The following is a 16,111-nucleotide window of genomic DNA, read 5'->3' on the forward strand; positions in this document are numbered from 1 at the left end:
GACGTCGATCAAGGGGGCTTGACCTTACCATAAGGTCAAGCCTGATCATACAATCGACTCGTCACCCGGAGCTCCCTGATGAAGGCACCCCTCGCACTCGCTGAAATTGATCTGGCCATTGAAGGCATGACCTGCGCATCCTGTGTGCGCCGCGTGGAAACAGCGCTGGCAGCGGTGCCCGGCGTCGGCTCGGCCCAAGTGAATCTCGCCACGCACCGGGCGCGCGTCCAGCTCGAGGACCCTTCCACCGCGCAGGACGCCCTGATCCAGGCCGTGCGCAAGCGCGGCTACGAGGCGAGGGCCGTGGCCTCGACCACGACACCGGAGCCGGAGGCTGCCGAGGCGGAAATTGCCGAGGCACGCCGCGCGTTCGTGCTCGCCCTGCTGCTGACCTTGCCCGTATTCGTGCTTGAGATGGGCAGCCATCTGGTGCCCTCCCTGCATCACTGGATCGCCAGCGCGATCGATGTCCAGGCGCTGGCCTGGTTCGAATTGACGCTCACGACGGCGGTGCTGGCCTGGCCGGGGCGCCAGTTCTTCGTACGGGGCTTGCGGGCCTTGTGGCACCTAGGTCCCGAAATGAACACGCTGGTCGCGCTTGGCGCGGGCAGCGCCTGGCTATATTCAGTCGTCGTCACCGTCGCGCCCCATTGGCTGCCCGAAGGCGCGCGCAATCTGTATTTCGAGGCGGCGGCGGTGATCGCCACGTTGATCCTGCTGGGACGCTGGCTCGAGGCGCGCGCCAAGGGCCGCGCCGGATCGGCGATCAGGCGGCTGCTGGACTTGAGTCCGCGCACCGCCCAGGTCCTGCGCGATGGCCAGTGGGTCGAGCGTCCTCTCGACGCCCTTGTCGCGGGCGATACCATCCGGGTGCGCCCGGGGGAAAAGATCCCGGTCGACGGGGTCGTCACAGAAGGCGAGTCCTGGATCGATGAATCCATGATCACCGGCGAGCCGATTCCCGCCACTCGAGGCGTCGGGGACCCCGTCGTGGGGGGCACGCTGAACACTCGCGGCAGCCTCGTCCTGCAAGCCACCCAGGTGGGCCAGGACACCGTCCTGGCCCACATCATCCGCATGGTCCGGGAGGCTCAGGGCGACAAACTGCCGATCCAGAGCCTTGTGGACCGGGTCACCGGATGGTTCGTGCCCGCGGTGATGGCCCTGGCCGCCCTTACCTTTGTGGTCTGGTACGTCCTGGGCCCGGATCCGCGCCTCGCCCACGCGCTGGTCGGCGCGGTCGCCGTCCTGATTATCGCCTGCCCCTGCGCCATGGGGCTGGCCACCCCCATCTCGATCATGGTGGCCACCGGGCGGGCCGCCGACCTGGGCATCATTTTCCGCCAGGGCGAGGCCCTGCAGCGTCTGCGCAACACCCGCGTGATTGCATTCGACAAAACCGGCACCCTCACCCAGGGCAAGCCGACGCTGACCGACCTGCAGGTGGACGACGCGCTGGATCGCACGCGCATCCTGGCTGATCTGGCGGCGGTGCAGGCCGGTTCCGAGCACCCCATCGCGCACGCCGTCGTCCAGGCCGCGCACGCGCAAGGCCTGGACCTCCCCCCGGCTCAAGCCTTCGAAGCGATCACTGGTGCCGGCGTGCGCGCCCGCGTCTCGGGCCACGACTACGCGCTGGGCGCCGCGCGCCTCATGGCCGAGCTGGGCATCGCCATCGATCCCGCCCACACCGCTCGTGCCGAGGCGCTGGCGCAGGCGGGCAAGACCCCGATCCACATCGCGCGCGACGGGACCACCATCGGCGTATTCGCGGTGGCCGACGAGATCAAGCCCTCGGCCCAGGCGGCCCTGCGCGCACTGCGGGCCATGGGCCTGAAGACCGCGATGATCACCGGGGACAACGCGCTCACCGCCCGGGCGGTGGCCGACAAACTGGGCATCGATGAGGTCCATGCCCAGACACTGCCCGGCCACAAAGTCGAGCGGCTCGAGGCGTTGCGCAAGGCGCACGGCGACGTGGCCTTTGTCGGCGACGGCATCAACGACGCCCCCGCCCTGGCGGCAGCCGACGTCGGCCTGGCCATCGGCCAAGGCACGGACGTCGCCATCGAATCGGCGGCCGTGGTCCTGATGAACGACGACCTGGGCACCGTCGCCCGCGCCGCAGCCCTGTCCCGCGCGGCCATGCGCAATATCGGCCAGAACCTGTTCTGGGCCTTTGCCTACAACATTGCCCTCATTCCGGTGGCCGCCGGGGTGCTGTACCCTTCCCTGGGCCTGCAGCTCTCGCCCATCCTCGGGGCGGCCGCCATGGCACTGTCCAGCGTGTTCGTGGTGGTCAACGCTCTGCGCCTGAAATGGGTGCGTCTGCCCACCACGTCCCCAAGGAGCCGATGACATGCACACCATCGGACAAGCCGCCCGACACACGCGGCTCACGCCCAAAATGATCCGCTATTACGAGAGCCTGGGCTTGTTCGCCCCGAACGGGCGCAGCTCCGCCGGCTATCGCCAGTACGACGAGCAGGATCTGCACGTCCTGCGCTTTATCCGCGGCGCGCGCGACCTCGGTTTCTCGCTGGAACAGATCGCCGAGCTGACCGCCCTGTGGCGCGACAAGGACCGCTCGAGCGCCGAGGTCAAGCGCCTGGCGCTGGACCACGTCGCCGCCTTGGAGCGCAAGGCGGCGACGCTGCAACGCATGGCCGAGACGCTCAAGACCTTTGCCCGGCATTGCCATGGCGACTCACGCCCCGAATGCCCCATTCTGGAGGGGCTGGAAAATCAGGCGGCGTGCCACTCCGACACGAAGTCCCGGTAATCCGGGCGTTCGGCTGCCTCGACTGGATCGATGGGCGTGCCGATCGACAGGTAGCCCATGAAGCGGTAGTCCAGCGCATCGAACCCCAGCGCCTCGCCCACCCCGTCGATATAGGTGCCCACGCCGGTGCTCCAGAATGCTCCCAGTCCCAGCGCATGCGCGGCATTGAGCATATTGCCCACGGCTGTGCCGGTCGCCAGCATGCGTTCGTGATCAGGAATGCGTCCATCACCGTCCAGGACGCAGGCGATGGCAATGACCAGTGGCACGCGCGACAGCCATTTTCTACCGTTGACCACCTTCCGTTCAGGCAAGGGCGTCCCGGCAGCCTCCCCCGCCCGCACGGCGATGTCGATCAGCATGGGCACGTCGGCGCCGCGCACCAGGGCGAAGCGCCAGGGCCGCACCGCCCCGTGATCGGGCGCGCACATGGCGGCGCGCAGGATCAGGTCGAGCTGCTCATCCGTGGGGCCGGGCGCTTGCACGAACTTGACGGAACGGCGCGACAAGAGAGTGTTCAGGGTGTCTGGAATCATACGGAATCCTCGGGTCAGTGGATCGGGCTCGAGTCATTCGATCGGACGCCTCGCTCACGGGCGGGCGGCCGCCACCATCAGGGCCTTCATCCTGCGGATGGCGGGTTCCCAGCCATCGAACACCGCTTGCGCGACGATCGCGTGGCCGATATTGAGTTCTGAAATGCCGGGCAGCGCCGCAATGGGGGTAACGTTATCGTAGTGCAGGCCGTGGCCGGCGTTGACCCGCAGGCCCTGGCGCAAGCCCTCGGCCACGCCAGTCCGCAGGCGCTGGAACTGCGCCTCGCGCTCGGTTTCCTCGGAGGCATCGGCATAGGCGCCCGTGTGCAACTCGACGATGGAAGCGCCCGCGCGCGCGGCGGCATCGATTTGTGCAGCCTCTGGATCGATGAACAACGACACGCGGACGCCCGCATCGTGCAGGCGGTTGGTGGCGGCCTGTACGGTCGCGAAATGCCCCAGCACGTCCAGCCCCCCCTCGGTCGTCAGCTCGTGGCGGTTCTCGGGAACCAGGCACACGTCATCGGGTCGCAGCCGGCAGGCGATATCCAGCATTTCATCTGTAATCGCGCATTCCAGATTCATGCGCGTGCGCAACACCGGGCGTATCGCCCAGACATCGGCATCCTGAATGTGGCGGCGATCCTCGCGCAGGTGCAGAGTGATGAGATCGGCGCCCGCATCCTCGGCACGCAATGCCGCCTGCACGGGATCTGGATAAACAGTCATGCGCTGCTGACGCAGCGTGGCCACATGATCGATGTTGACACCCAATTCCATCATGACTCCTTTGCCGGGCCCGGTGCCGCCTGGCCCTGGCCCTGAACCTGAGCCTCGGCCGGCGTCTCCTGCCAGCCGCCGCCCAAGGCCTTGTAGAGCTCGACCCTGTTGAACAGTGCATCGGTGCCGAGCTGGATGAAGGCTTGCTGAATGCCATACAGGTTCACCTCGGCGGTCTGGACCTGCAGGAAACTGTCGACGCCGGTCTCGTAGCGCAATTTCGACAGATCGAGCGTCTTGAGCGCCGAGGCCTCGGTCTCGCGCAAGGCATCGAGCTGCCGCGCGTACGTGGCCTCGCCCGCCAGCGCGTCGGCCACCTCGCGGAACGCCGTCTGGATGGTCTTTTCATAGGTCGAGACCGCAATGTTCTTGCGCGCCTCGGCCAGGTCCAGGTTGCCCTTCACCCCGCCGGCAAACAGGGGCATCTGGATTTGCGGCGAGAACTGCCAGTACCGGTGACTGCCGCCGAACAGCGCATTGAGCTCGGGGCTGGCGAAGCCCAACAGGCCGGTGATCGAGATGTTCGGGAAGAACGCCGCGCGGGCGGCGCCAATCTGGGCATTGGCGGCCCTGAGCGCATGCTCGGCGCCGATGATGTCGGGACGCTGGTCCAGCAGTTGCGAAGGCAGGCCCGCCGGGACGGACGCGAGCAATTGTTCGCGTCCAAAGACGGCCGCCGGCGGCAGGTCGGCCGGGACTTGTATGCCCAGGACGAGTTGCAAGGCATTGGCGGCCTGCGCCATCTGGCGTTCGGTGGCGATCAGATCGGCCTTGACCGTGTCGCGCTGGCCACGGGCCTGCGAGAGGTCGAGTTCCGAGGCCACGCCCAGGTCGAAACGCGCCTGCACCAGCCGCAGCGAGCCCTCGCGCGCCTCCAGGGTCTTTTCCATCAGGGTGTGCAGCTCCTGGGAGGCGCGCAGGCGGAAGTAGGCCTCGGCGGTCTGGGCGATGAGATTGATCTGCACCGTACGGCGCGCCTGTTCGGTCGACAAGTACTGCTCGTAGGCCGCCTCGCTGAGGTTGCGCACCCGCCCGAAGAAATCGAGCTCGAAGGAGGTCATGCCGATTCCGGCGATGTAGGCCCGGTTGACCGAGGACGAGTCCGGGCCGCCGCTGCGCATGTCCGGCGGGTTGCGAGTATTCTGGCCGGTACCGAGCAAGCCAATGGTCGGCAGACGGTCGCTCGAAGTGATGCCGTACTGCGCTCGCGCCTCCTCGATGCGATCGACGGCGACGCGCAGGTCGCGGTTATTGTCCAAGGCCAGCCGGACCAGGGCGCGCAGGCGCTCATCCCGGAAAAACGCCTGCCACTCGGGCGGAACCGGGGCGCTCGTTTGGGCGTCGGCGCCGGGGAAATTTCCCGGCACTGGTGCGGCGGGCCGCTCGTAGGTCGGTGCCAAAGAGCAGGCCCCGAGTGCCAGGCTCAGGCTCGCGGCCAACAGCACGCGGGAATGACGCACGCCGCTCATGACGACTCTCCTTGGCGAGCATCCTGTGTCTTGCCTTCCAGGTGCGATGGAATGTGCGGGGCCTCGTGGCCCAGGAGCTTAGGCTTGGTCTTGAACACTTTCAGAATCACCACAAAGAAGGTCGGCACGAAAATCACCGCCAGAGGCGTCGCCGCCAGCATCCCGCCCAGCACGCCCAGACCCACGGCATTCTGGCTGGCGGCGCCGGCACCGTTGGCGAGCACCAGGGGCAGCACCCCGAGAATGAAGGCGAAAGAAGTCATCAGGATGGGTCGGAACCGCAGCCGGGCCGCCTCGATCGCCGACTCCATCAGACCCGCGCCGCTGGCGTACAGGTCCTTGGCGAACTCGACGATCAGGATTGCGTTCTTGGCCGACAAGCCGATCACGGTCACCATCCCCACCTGGAAGTACACGTCATTGGATTTGCCCATCAGGCTGCTGAGCAACACGGCCCCCAGCATCCCCAGTGGCACCGCCAGCATGACTGACAACGGAATGGCCCAGCTCTCGTAGAGCGCCGCCAGCACCATGAACACCACGAGGACCGACAGGCCCAGCAGGATAGAGGTCTGGCTGCCCGCCTGGATTTCCTGATAGGACAGACCCGTCCACTCATAGCCCAGTCCCGGCGGGAGCTGGGTGATCAGGCGCTCCATTTCGGCCATGGCTTCACCGGTGGAGTACCCCGATGCCGCCGACCCGCCGATCCGCACCGACTCGTAGCCATTGTAGCGGACCACCTGGACCGGGCCTCGCGTCCACTCCATCGATACAAAGGAGGACAGCGGCACCATGCCGCCCTGGGCATTGCGGGCATTGAGCGCGAGGATGTCGTCGGGGTTCATGCGTCCCGCGGCATCGGCCTGCACCCAGATGTTCTGCACCCAGCCCGTATTGGTGAACTTGCCCACGTAAGCCGAGCCCATGGCGGTGGACAGGAGCTGCGCGGTCTCGGAAAAGTCCACGCCCAGCGCCGCTGCCTTGTCACGGTCGATGGTGACCTTGAGCTGCGGGCCCGCGCCCAGGCCGGTGACCCGGGCCTCGGTCACGATCGAGCTTTGCGAGGCGAGTTGCAGAAGCTGCTGCGAAGCGGCCATCAGGGCGTCATGCCCGACACCCCCGCGATCCTCGAGGCGCAGGTCGAAGCCAGAGGCATTGCCCAGGGACGAGATGGCCGGCGGAACGATCGAGAAGACCATGGCGTCCGGGATGCCAAAGAGCAGTTTGCCCATGGCGGCGGCCGAGATCGCCTGCGCGGAATCCCCCGGTCCCTTGCGCTCGGAGAAATCCTTTAGCGGGACGAAGGCGATGGCCGAGTTCAGGCCATTGCCGTTGAAGCTGAAACCCTGGACGGTCACGATATTGGCCACCTGGGGCAGCTGCTGGAAATACCTCTCGACCTGCTCGATGACCTCGATCGTGCGATTGGCCGTGGAACCCGCCGGCAGCTCGATGTTGGCGATCACGTAGCCCTGATCCTCCTCGGGCAGGAACGAGGTCGGCAGGCGCATGTACATCCACGCCATGACGCCCGCCAGTATGGCGAAGACCAGCATCATGCGCAGCCCGCGCTTGAGGCTGCTGCCAACCCACGAGGTGTAGCCGTGGGTCGTGCGATCGAAAGAGCGATTGAACCAGCCGAAGAACCCGCCCTTGGCCTCATGGCTGCCCTTGGGAATGGGCTTGAGTATGGTGGCGCACAGGGCCGGGGTGAATGTGAGCGCAAGCAGGGCCGAGAACAGAATCGACACCGCCATGGCAACCGAGAACTGGCGGTAGATGATGCCCACGGAACCCGACATGAAGGCCAGCGGCAGGAACACCGTGGTCAGCACCAGCGTGATGCCGACGATGGCGCCGCTGATCTGCGGCATGGCTTTCTTGGTGGCCTCCCTGGGCGGCAGGCCCTCCGCGACCATGATGCGCTCGACGTTCTCGACGACCACGATGGCATCGTCCACCAGAATCCCGATGGCCAGGACCATGGCGAACATCGTCAACACATTGATCGAGAACCCCAGCCCCAGCATCACCGCGAACGCGCCCATGATGGCGACCGGCACCACCAGGGCCGGGATCAGGGTATAGCGCACATTCTGCAGGAAGAGGAACATCACCACGAACACCAGAATCATCGCCTCGAACAGCGTATGGACCACCTGCTCGATCGAGATCTCGACGTACGGCGAGGTGTCGTAGGGAATGGCGTAGGTGATGTTGTCGGGGAAGAACGCCGAGAGCTCGGTGAGTTTGTCCTTGACCAGCTTTGCGGTCTCGAGCGCGTTGGCCGTCGGGGTGAGCGAGATGGCGAAGGCGGCGGTCGGCTTGCCGTTCAGGCGCGCCCCGAACTGATAGCTGTCCGAGCCCAGCTCGACGCGCGCCACATCCCGGATGCGCACGGTCGAACCGTCCGGGTTGGCCCGCAGGACGATGGCGCCGAATTCCTCGGGCGTCTCGAGCTCGCCGTTGACGACCAGCGGCGCCGTCACCCGTTGATCCTGGGGATTGGGCGGCGCGCCCAGCATGCCGCCCGAGATGACCAGGTTCTGGCGCCCGATCGCGGCGTTCAGGTCGGCCATGCTGAGCTTGTAGCCGACGAGCTTCTGCGGGTCCACCCATACACGCATTGCGCGCGCGGACGCAAATAGCTGGAACTTGCCGACGCCCTTGACCCGGGAAATCGGATTCTGGAGGTTGCGCGTGATGTAGTCGGCCAGTTCGACGTCCTTCATCGAGCCATCTTTGGACGAGACCGTCACCACCAGCAAGAAGCCGGAATTCGACTGGCTGACCTGGAGGCCCTGCTGGATCACTGCCGCGGGCAGCTTGGCCGTGACGTTCGAGATGCGGTTCTGGACATCGACCTGCGCCATATCGGGGTCGGTGCCTGGCTCGAAGGTCACGCTGATCTCGGACGAGCCGTTGGAATCGCTGACCGATTCGTAGTACAGCAGACCCTTGGCGCCGTTGAGCTCGTTTTCGATCACGCTCGCGACCGTGGTCGCGACCTCGCTTGCCGAGGCGCCCGGATACGTGGCCTGCACGGAGATGGTCGGCGGCGCCACCTCCGGATACTGGGAGATCGGCATATTGGGGATCGCCAATATGCCGGCGAGCGCGATGCCCAGCGCAATCACCCAGGCGAAGATCGGTCGATCAATGAAAAACTGTGGCATGAGAACTCGCTATGAATCCAGGTTGATGTCGCATATGCACCAGCGTGTTCTTCAACCCGCCTTGCCCTCGCCCTGCTTGGCCTGGCCCTCGGCGGGCGGTTGGGCCTGGCCTGCGGCCGCCGGCGCCTGGGCACCTGGCTTGTCCTTCCAAGGCATGGCCTGCACCGGCGCGCCCGGCCGGATTTTCTGGAAACCCTCGACCACCACTTGGTCGCCCGCCTCCAGGCCCTGGTAAATGATGTAGCCGCCCTCGAAGCGCGGGCCCACCGCGACCGGCGTGAACACGGCCTTGCCGTCCTTGATCAGAACCAGGTTGCTGCTGCCGTCGCTGCTGCGCTGGATGGCCTGCGCCGGCACGACGAGAGCCCGTTCGTCGATGCCCTGGGCCAAGCGCACGCGCACGTACATGCCCGGCAGGAGAATCTGGTCGGGATTGGAAAACAGCGCGCGCAATGTCACCTGACTGGTGCTGGGGTCGACCGTGACGCCCGAGAACAACAGCTTGCCATCCTGTTTGTAGATAGCGCCGTCCTCGAGCAGCACCTGGGCGGGGGCATCGCCGTTGGCGTCGGGCTTGAGGGCCCCCGCGGCGATCTGGCGCCGCATATCGGAGAGCGCATTCGTGGATCGCGTGATGTCGACATAGACCTGGTCGAGGCGTTGTACCGTCGCCATATGGGTGGCCGACGCGGCGCTCACGAGCGCGCCGACCGTCACCAGGGATTTGCCGGTGGTGCCGTCGATGGGCGAGGTCACGCGGGTATAGCCCAAGTTGATCTCGGCCGACTCCAGGGTCGCCTGGGCGGCGGCGACGGCGGCGGCGGACTGGTCTGCCTGCGCCACCGCATTATCGTAGTCCTGCTGGCTGATCGCATGTTCTTTGATCAGCTTGGCATAGCGCTGCGCCAGCAATTTCGCGGTCTTGGCCGAGGCCTGAGCGCTCTTGAGCTGGGCGGCGGCCTGGTCGCGCGCGGCCCGATAGGGCGCCGGATCGATTGTGAACAGCAACTGCCCGGCCTTGACCTGCGAGCCCTGCGGAAATTCGATGTCCTGGACGATTCCGGTGACCCGTGCGCGGATTTCGGCATCCTCGATCGCCTGCACCCGGCCCGGAAGTTCGGTGTATACGGTCGTGGGCGCTGCTTGTACCTGGATGACGCTGACCGGAACCTTCATGCCCTGCATGCCTTCCTGTGGCTTTTCACCGCATGCCGACAGGGCGAGGGCCAGCGCGAACAGAACCGGCCACGAAGCCCGACCCGGGGGCGATTGCAAAAAAGCCATAGAAGAAGCTCCTGAAGTTAAATGTTTCGCGAAGGATGGGAAAAGGACGGTGCGGGCGCCCACAGAAAGGCCATCGGACGCAAGGCCCCCGGCCCGATAAAACAAGCAAAGAGTATACGGTCAAACGCCCGCACCCAAAAGAAGGGCATGGCACGCATCACGGCCTGCCGCCCGCCGGTGGGCCGGCAAAGCGTTCGATCAGAACAGCCACGCGCTTGCGCAGTTCGTCGGCCGGCGGGCGATCGCCCAGCAAACCCTCGAGCGCCATCAGAAAGACCTGGGACGCGGGCGCGTCCTCGAGGATCAGGTTGACGCATTGCAGGACATCGGCGCGCTGCTGCGCGGCCACATCGGGACTGAGGCGCGAGCACACATCCTGGAATTCGTTCGCCATCGGGGCGGTGGCCATTTCAACCCAGGGTTCGAGCAAAACCGCCTGGCAGACTCCGAGCAGCCGCTCGGCCCGCGATCCGGGCATCCCGGCCGCAAGCCGGGCCGCGGGCAGACCGGACATCAGCAGGTCCTCGAACACACAGACAAAGAGGTGTTCCTTGTCCTTGAAGGAGCGGTACAGCAGGCTGCGCGAGATTCCGGCCCGGCGTGCGATATCCTCGAGCGAGGTTTTCGAAAATCCGAAATTCAGGAAGCACCAGCGCGCCGCCTCGATGATCTGGGCATATCGTGCAGCGGCGGCGTTTTTGCTGAGTTTGGCCGACATGAGTGACGATTGGACAAAAAAGGCATTTTGACAATTTTAGATTTTTTTGTCAATAATAAAATCTGGCCTTCTTCGGCCATCAAACGGGGGGCTTTCACCCGAGCAGCAAGGTGTCGTCCGCAATGGTCTCGCCGCGCACGCGCTCGAACATGGCCAGCAGGTCCGGGACCTCCAGGCCCCGCCGCGCCTCGTCCTGCACATCCAGCACCACGCGGCCCTGGTGCAACATGACGGTCCGGTCACCCACGTCCAGAGCCTGACGCATGCTGTGGGTCACCATCATGGTGGTCAGCCGATACTCGGATACGATGCGCGCCGTGAGGTCCAGCACGAACTGCGCGGTGCGAGGGTCGAGCGCGGCGGTATGCTCATCGAGCAGCAAGATGCGTGAAGGCCGCAGCGCCGCCATCAGCAGGCTGACCGCCTGGCGCTGGCCGCCGGACAGCAATCCGATGCGGTCGGTGAGGCGGCCCTCGAGGCCCAGGCCCAGCATTGCCAAACGCTCGCGAAACAGGTCGCGCATCTCGGCGCGCACGGCGCCGCGCAGGCTACGGAACTGGCCGCGTCCGAAGGCGAGCGACATGTTCTCCTCGATGGTGAGGTTTTCGCAGGTCCCGGCCATCGGATCTTGAAACACCCGGGCAACCTTGCGAGCCCGCGTCCAGACCGGTTGCCGCGTGATGTCCTCGCCGTCGAGCAGGATGGTCCCCGCGTCGACCCCCTGGTCGCCCGAAATGGCATTGAGAAAAGTCGATTTTCCGGCGCCGTTCGAGCCAATCACCGTGACGAACTGGCCGCTGGGAATGTCCAGCGACATGCCGCGCAAGGCACGGGTCTCGATGGGGGTACCGGCATTGAAAGTGACGTGCAGATTCTGTGCGCTCAGCATGGCATCAGGCTCCTTTGCGGCGCAGGCGCTGCTTGAGCAGGGGGATCACCAGAGCCACCGTCACCAGCACTGCCGTGACCAGGTTCAGGTCCTGGGCCTTGAGGCCAACGAAGTCGGCGTTCAGCGCCAATGCAATGAAGAAGCGGTAGACGACCGCGCCCACGATGACCGCCAGAGTGGTCACCACCAGCCGGCGCGAGGGCATGATGCTTTCGCCGACGATCACCGCCGCCAGGCCGATGACGATCGTCCCGATGCCCATCGAGATGTCGGCGCCGCCCTGCGACTGCGCGAACAGGGCGCCGGCCAGACCGCACAGGGCGTTGGAGATCGCCATGCCCATGAGGACCATGCCGCCCGTTGCGATGCCTTGCGCGCGCGCCATCCGCGGATTCGATCCGGTCGCCCTCATCGCCAGCCCGATCTGAGTGGCAAAGAACCAGTCCAGCAGCAGCTTGACCGCGACCACCAGGGCGAGGAGGATCAGCGGCCGGGCGACATAGTCCTCGAGCCCCTCGGGCTGCAGCACCGTGAAGACCGTCGGATCGTTGATCAGGGGCACGTTGGGCGCATCCATCACGCGCAGATTGATCGAATACAGCGCGATCATCATCAGGATGCTGGCGAGCAGGTCCATGATCTTGAGACTGACGTTCAGCCATCCCGTGATCATGCCGGCCAGGCCGGCGGCGAGCGTGGCGCACAGCGTGGCGAGAAACGGGTCCATGCCATGGTGGATCAGAATGGCCGCCGTGGCGCCCCCCAGCGGAAAGCTGCCGTCCACGGTCAGGTCGGGGAAATTGAGGATGCGGAACGAGATCAGGACACCCAGAGCCACCAGACCGAAGATCAGTCCGATTTCAAGGGCGCCCCATAGGGAATAAATGGACATGGGGGCCGGAGATCATTAAAAGCGGGTGGGCCGCCCGAAAGGCGGCCCACCTCGCGGACGCACGGTGCGAGCCGTTATTCGACGACCTTGGTTGCGGATTTGAGCAACGCGTCCGGCAGCGTCGCGCCTTGCCGCTTGGCCGCTCCGGGGTTGACGTACAACTCGAGTTTGTCGCTGGTCTGCGAGGCGATGGCACCGGGCTTTTCGCCCTTGAGGATGCGCACGACCAATTTGCCGGTCTGCAGGCCCAGATCGTGATAGTTCACGCCCAGCGCGGCGATGGCCCCGCGCTTGACGCTGTCGGTGTCCGAGGCGATGAGCGGAATCTTGGCCGAATCCCCCACCTTGACCAGGGATTCATAGGCCGAGACCACATTGTTGTCGGTATTGGTGTAGATGGCGTCCACCTTGCCCACGAGGCTGCGGGCTGCCGCGCCCACGTCCACGGTGCGCGCCGCCGAAGCCTCGACCAGCGTCATGCCGGCCTTGGGCAGCAGCTCGCGCAGGCGCTTGACCACCACGACCGAGTTCGCTTCACCGGGGTTGTAGACCATGCCGATCTTCTTGGCATTGGGCACCACCTTTTGGATGAGCTCGATCTGTTTTTCCAGAGACAGGGCGTCGGACACGCCGGTGACGTTCGTCCCCGATGCGTCCATCGAAGGCACGAGCTGGGCCGCCACCGGGTCGGTCACCGCGGAATACACCACCGGGACGGCCTTGGTCGCAGCCACCACCGCCTGAGCCGAGGGCGTGGCGATCGCGACAATCACGTCGGGCTTGTCGCCGATGAACTTGCGGGCGATCTGGGCGGCGATGGCGGTGTTGCCCTGAGCCGTCTGGAACTGCCATTTAAGACCCTTGACCTCGGTGTAGCCCGCCGCTGCGAGCGCCTCGTGGACGCCGTCCTTGACCGAATCGAGTGCCGGATGCTCGACGATCGAGGTGACAGCCACCGATTGGGCGTAGACCGCCGGCACGGCAATCAGGGCCGCGATCGCGGCCACGCCGGCGAGCTTGCGGATGGAAGGGTTCAGCTTCATGGAGAACTCCTGTCGATGGACTTCAAGCTCATATTCTAACGTGCCCGACCGCGTTCCAGCCCTCGCTCGCCAGCAGGGTACGGGCCCACCGCGTGCACGGCAGACCGCAGGCCTGTTCGAGCTCTGCGGCCCGATCCATTAAATCCTGGCAGCTCACGTCGAGCGCCGGGCCCTTGAAAGCCAGGACCACGACATTGCCCTCGTCGACCTCGGGCAGGCGCAGGACGCGTCCGTCGAATGCATCGCAAATATGCCGCATATTGCGCGCGTAGCTCTCGTGGCGGCCAAAGAGATTGACGGTCATGATCCCCGTCTCGGCAAGCACCCGGCGGCAGTCGCGGTAAAAGGACAGGCTGTCGCATACCGGGCCTTGGGCCTGCGCGTCGTACAGATCCACCATCAGGGCGAGGTAGCGGTCGGCTTGGGCGGGATCGGCGACCCAGCACTGCGCATCCTCGTGGTCGATGGTGGAGCGCGCGGCGCCGGGCAGGCGAAAGAACGCCCGGCACATCGCCGTCACCATGGAATTGCGCTCGACGGTGTGTACGCGCGCGGGCGTGTGCGCAAGCGTGAAACGCAGCAGCGAGCCGGCACCCAGCCCGAGGATTCCCACGTGATCCCTCGCGCGCGGGGCGAGAAACATCATCCACGCCATCATCTGCTGGGTATAGGCCAGCACCAGTTCGGTCGGATGCCCGATGCGCATCGCCCCCTGGATCCACTCCGAGTTGAAGTGCAGATAGCGTATCCCCGACTCCTCGGAGAGCGTGGGAATGTCCGACGCCGCCGTCCCGCGCGTCGCCGATCGCCGCGCCACGATCAGAGGCGCTCGAAGATGGCCGCGATGCCCTGCCCGCCGCCGATGCACATGGTCACCAGCGCGTAGCGCCCCTGGATGCGCTGCAATTCGTGCACCGCCTTGACGGTGAGAATGGCCCCGGTGGCGCCAATGGGGTGGCCAAGGCTGATGCCGCTGCCATTGGGGTTGGTTTTTTCCGGATCGAGGCCGAGCTCACGGGAAACCGCGCAGGCCTGCGCGGCGAAGGCTTCATTGGCCTCGATCACATCCATCTGGTCGAGCGACAGGCCCGCTCGCGCCAGCGCGCCGCGCGTGGCCGGCACCGGGCCGATGCCCATGTACTGCGGATCCACCCCGGCATGGGCGTAAGCCACCAGCCGGGCCATGGGTGCGAGGCCGCGGGCGCGCGCCGCATCGGCGGTCGCCAGCAGCACGGCCGCCGCCCCGTCATTGATCCCGGAGGCATTCCCCGCTGTGACCGTGCCGTTTTCCTTGGCAAAGACTGGCTTGAGCTTGGCAAAGCCCTCGACCGTAGCGTCCGTGCGCACGTGCTCGTCCTGATCGAATACAACCTCGCCCTTGCGGGTCTGTCTCACGACGGGCACGATTTGTTCCTTGAAGCGGCCCTCGGCAATGGCGCGCGCCGCGCGCTGGTGCGAGATCGCCGCAAGGGCGTCCTGATCGTCGCGGCTGACGCCGTACTTGCGAGCGACGTTCTCGGCCGTCACCCCCATATGATGGCGCTCAAACGGGTCGGACAGTGCGCCGACCATCATGTCGACCAGGCGATCATCGCCCATGCGCGCGCCCCAGCGGTGGGCCGTCGCGGCATAGGGCGCGCGGCTCATGTTCTCGGCGCCCGCGCCGATCGCGATATCCGCATCGCCCAGCCGCAGCGCCTGCGCCGCCGACACGATCGCCTGCAGGCCCGAACCGCACAGCCGGTTGACGTTGAAGGCCGGCGTGGCGATGCCGATCCCGCCCTCGATGGCGGCGACGCGCGACAGATACATATCGCGCGGTTCGGTGTTGACCACGTGGCCGAACACGACGTGCCCCACGTCGTCGGCGGGCAAGCCCGCGCGTTCGAGCACGGCGCGCACGACCGTCGACCCCAGTTCGCATGGCGGAACGTCCTTGAGGCCACCCCCGAAATCTCCGACAGCGGTGCGGCAGGCTTGGACGATGACGACTTCTTTCATAGTGGGGCTCCCCGGTTGAACGACGCTCAACTATAGCAGTCCCGGGAAAATGCAGCCCCGCAATACGCGGTCAGCCACGGTGGCGGGACGTGCCCGCCGCACGCGGCAAGGGGCGCACCCGGGCCTTTTACGCCTGGATGCCGAGCGCCGCGATGCCGGCGCGGGCAATTTCGGCGTCCTGATCGGACTTTACCCCCGACACACCGACCGCGCCGATGACTTCGCCCTCGACCACGATGGGCACGCCGCCTTCCAGCATGGCATGCAGCGGCACCGAGAGAAAAGACGTGCGCCCGCCGTTGATCATTTCCTCATAGATGCGCGACTCCCGCCGGCCCAGCGCGGCCGTGCGGGCCTTGTTGGTGGCAATCTCGGACGAAAGGGGCGCGGCGCCGTCCAGTCGCAGCAGGCCCAATTGATGCCCGCCATCGTCGACCACCGCGATCACGACTTTCCAGCCCTGGCCTTGGGCATGGGCGCTGGCGGCATCTAGAATGGCGCGGACGTCGTCGGCAAGCAGCATATGTTTCGTCTTCAT

14 protein-coding genes are annotated in these 16,111 nt (G+C 66.0%); 2 read left to right on the forward strand and 12 right to left on the reverse strand.

Annotated elements, in window-relative coordinates; all coding sequences use genetic code 11:
- Nucleotides 1-78 precede the first annotated feature (78 nt).
- On the forward strand, nt 79-2,358 hold the full coding sequence (locus ABS761_RS06585) for a heavy metal translocating P-type ATPase (RefSeq protein WP_350407347.1): 2,280 nt from the start codon (nt 79-81) through the stop codon (nt 2,356-2,358).
- 1 nt (nt 2,359) lies between these two features.
- Nucleotides 2,360-2,782 (forward strand): Cu(I)-responsive transcriptional regulator, encoded by a 423-nt coding sequence (gene cueR, locus ABS761_RS06590; RefSeq protein WP_350407348.1) that lies wholly within the window; start codon nt 2,360-2,362, stop codon nt 2,780-2,782.
- Here cueR and ABS761_RS06595 read toward each other — a convergent pair.
- From ABS761_RS06595 to ABS761_RS06650, 12 genes are all read right to left on the reverse strand, one after another.
- On the reverse strand, nt 2,746-3,318 hold the full coding sequence (locus ABS761_RS06595) for a nitroreductase family protein (protein WP_350407350.1): 573 nt from the start codon (nt 3,316-3,318) through the stop codon (nt 2,746-2,748). The genes cueR and ABS761_RS06595 overlap by 37 nt on opposite strands.
- Nucleotides 3,319-3,372: 54 nt before the next feature.
- Nucleotides 3,373-4,101 carry a pyridoxine 5'-phosphate synthase gene (locus tag ABS761_RS06600; protein ID WP_350407351.1) on the reverse strand — a complete coding sequence of 243 codons (729 nt, stop codon included), beginning with the start codon at nt 4,099-4,101 and terminating at the stop codon, nt 3,373-3,375.
- Nucleotides 4,098-5,567, reverse strand: coding sequence for an efflux transporter outer membrane subunit (locus tag ABS761_RS06605; protein ID WP_350407352.1), 1,470 nt, complete (start codon nt 5,565-5,567; stop codon nt 4,098-4,100). The genes ABS761_RS06600 and ABS761_RS06605 overlap by 4 nt, the downstream gene beginning before the upstream one ends.
- Nucleotides 5,564-8,746 carry an efflux RND transporter permease subunit gene (locus tag ABS761_RS06610; protein ID WP_350407353.1) on the reverse strand — a complete coding sequence of 1,061 codons (3,183 nt, stop codon included), beginning with the start codon at nt 8,744-8,746 and terminating at the stop codon, nt 5,564-5,566. Before ABS761_RS06610 ends, ABS761_RS06605 begins: the two co-directional genes overlap by 4 nt.
- Nucleotides 8,747-8,797: 51 nt before the next feature.
- Nucleotides 8,798-10,030, reverse strand: a complete 1,233-nt coding sequence (locus ABS761_RS06615) for an efflux RND transporter periplasmic adaptor subunit (RefSeq protein WP_350407354.1) — start codon at nt 10,028-10,030, stop codon at nt 8,798-8,800.
- Between the two features lie 157 nt (nt 10,031-10,187).
- Nucleotides 10,188-10,748, reverse strand: a complete 561-nt coding sequence (locus ABS761_RS06620) for a TetR/AcrR family transcriptional regulator (protein WP_350407356.1) — start codon at nt 10,746-10,748, stop codon at nt 10,188-10,190.
- Nucleotides 10,749-10,842: 94 nt separating this feature from the next.
- Complete coding sequence (locus tag ABS761_RS06625) at nt 10,843-11,637, reverse strand: ABC transporter ATP-binding protein (RefSeq protein WP_350407358.1); 795 nt, start codon at nt 11,635-11,637, stop codon at nt 10,843-10,845.
- Between the two features lie 4 nt (nt 11,638-11,641).
- Complete coding sequence (locus ABS761_RS06630; RefSeq protein WP_350407359.1) at nt 11,642-12,529, reverse strand: ABC transporter permease; 888 nt, start codon at nt 12,527-12,529, stop codon at nt 11,642-11,644.
- 74 nt (nt 12,530-12,603) lie between these two features.
- Nucleotides 12,604-13,572: an ABC transporter substrate-binding protein gene (locus ABS761_RS06635; RefSeq protein ID WP_350407360.1), complete on the reverse strand. Its 969-nt coding sequence runs from the start codon at nt 13,570-13,572 to the stop codon at nt 12,604-12,606.
- A gap of 28 nt (nt 13,573-13,600) precedes the next feature.
- Nucleotides 13,601-14,389 carry a class I SAM-dependent methyltransferase gene (locus ABS761_RS06640; RefSeq protein ID WP_350407362.1) on the reverse strand — a complete coding sequence of 263 codons (789 nt, stop codon included), beginning with the start codon at nt 14,387-14,389 and terminating at the stop codon, nt 13,601-13,603.
- 2 nt (nt 14,390-14,391) lie between these two features.
- Nucleotides 14,392-15,573, reverse strand: a complete 1,182-nt coding sequence (locus ABS761_RS06645; protein ID WP_350407363.1) for an acetyl-CoA C-acyltransferase family protein — start codon at nt 15,571-15,573, stop codon at nt 14,392-14,394.
- Nucleotides 15,574-15,700: 127 nt separating this feature from the next.
- The gene (locus ABS761_RS06650) at nt 15,701-16,111 is read right to left on the reverse strand and encodes a GlcG/HbpS family heme-binding protein (protein ID WP_350407364.1); all 411 of its coding nucleotides are present in this window, start codon (nt 16,109-16,111) and stop codon (nt 15,701-15,703) included.

It is taken from the genome of Castellaniella sp. GW247-6E4, assembly GCF_040276065.1.
Classification (GTDB): domain Bacteria; phylum Pseudomonadota; class Gammaproteobacteria; order Burkholderiales; family Burkholderiaceae_B; genus Castellaniella.